Below are 1,631 nucleotides of genomic sequence, written 5' to 3'. Positions count from 1 at the left end.
AGCGAGGTGAGATCTTCGGGGTCATTGGCTACTCGGGGGCCGGGAAGAGCACGCTGGTCCGGCTGATCAACGGCCTGGAACGCCCCACCGGTGGGCGCGTCGTCGTCGACGACGTCGACATCACCGCACTGCCGGAATCGAAACTCCGGCACGTGCGCGCGAAGATCGGCATGATCTTCCAGCAGTTCAACCTGTTCCGCTCCCGCACCGTCGCCGGGAACGTGGCCTACCCCCTCGTCGTGGCCGGGTGGCCGCGACAGAAACGCCGCGAACGCGTCGCCGAACTGCTCGCGTTCGTCGGCCTGTCCGACAAGGCTCGGGCCTACCCCGACCAGCTGTCCGGCGGGCAGAAGCAGCGGGTCGGGATCGCCCGCGCGCTGGCGACGTCGCCGGACCTGCTGCTCGCCGACGAGTCCACCAGCGCCCTGGACCCGGAGACCACGCAGGACGTGCTTCGCCTGCTCCGCAAGGTGAACCGGGAACTCGGCGTCACGATCGTGGTGATCACCCACGAGATGGACGTCGTCCGGGCCGTCGCGGATCGTGTCGCCGTGCTGGCGGAGGGCCGTGTCGTGGAACTCGGCACCGTGTTCGACGTCTTCTCCGAACCACAGGCGCCGGCGTCGAAGAGCTTCGTCAGCACGATCCTGCGCAACCGCCCGGAACCGGCCGACCTGGAGCGGCTCCGCGCGCGTTTCGGGGGCCGGATCGTCACCGCCGACGTGCGGGACGGCAGCCGCATCGGCGACGTCCTCTCCGATGCGGGCGGGCACGGTGTCCGATTCGAAATCGTGTACGGCGGCATCAGCACCCTGCAGGACCGCTCGTTCGGCAGTCTCACGCTCGAACTCGTCGGCCCCGACGACGGCATCGACGACGTGATCCGCCGGTTGCGGACCGTCACCGATGTCGAGGAAGTACAGGCATGACCACGAACTGGGACAAACTGCGCCCCGTACTGTTCGAATCCATCGGCACCACCATCTACATGGTGGTGATCACCCTGGTGGTCGGCGGGCTGATCGGGCTCGTGGTCGGCACGCTGCTGTACGCCACCAGGAACGGCGGGATCCTCCAGAACACGGCCGCCTACACGGTGCTGAACATCCTGGTGAACATCGTGCGGCCGATTCCGTTCATCATCCTGCTCGCCGCACTGGGGCCCGTGACCCTCGCCGTGGTCGGCCGGACCATCGGCACCGAGGCCGCGATCTTCGTGATGATCATCGCGTCGTCGTTCGCCATCGCCCGCATCGTGGAACAGAATCTGGTGACCGTCGACCCCGGCGTGATCGAGGCGGCCCGCGCGATGGGCGCCGGTCCCCTGCGGATCATCGTCACCCTGCTGATCCCCGAAGCCCTGGGCCCGTTGATCCTCGGATACACGTTCGTCCTCATCGGCATCGTCGACATGTCCGCGATGGCGGGCACCATCGGCGGCGGCGGGCTCGGCGACTTCGCCATCGTCTACGGCTACCAGCGCTTCAACTGGCAGGTGACCCTCGTCGCCACCCTCGTCATCATCCTGCTCGTGCAGGCCTCCCAGTTCTTGGGCAACTGGCTGGCGCGAAAGGCATTGCGCCGCTAGCACCCGTGAGTACTTGTTAACCGCCCGCGGTTAACAAGTACTC

Annotated in this window: 2 protein-coding genes; both read left to right on the top strand. The window is 67.2% G+C overall.

Annotation, left to right across the window (positions count from 1 at the left end):
* The coding region (locus ACFTZB_RS45485; protein ID WP_378442554.1) for a methionine ABC transporter ATP-binding protein at positions 1-929 on the top strand (929 nt) is incomplete at its 5' end.
* Positions 926-1,588 (top strand): methionine ABC transporter permease, encoded by a 663-nt coding sequence (locus ACFTZB_RS45480; RefSeq protein WP_378442552.1) that lies wholly within the window; start codon positions 926-928, stop codon positions 1,586-1,588. The genes ACFTZB_RS45485 and ACFTZB_RS45480, both read left to right, overlap by 4 nt.
* Positions 1,589-1,631 lie beyond the last annotated feature (43 nt).

Source organism: Rhodococcus sp. NPDC057014, assembly GCF_042673295.1.
Lineage (GTDB): Bacteria > Actinomycetota > Actinomycetes > Mycobacteriales > Mycobacteriaceae > Rhodococcus_F.
Note: the sequence above shows the minus strand (reverse complement) of the source record. Positions and strands in the feature narration are given on the sequence as shown.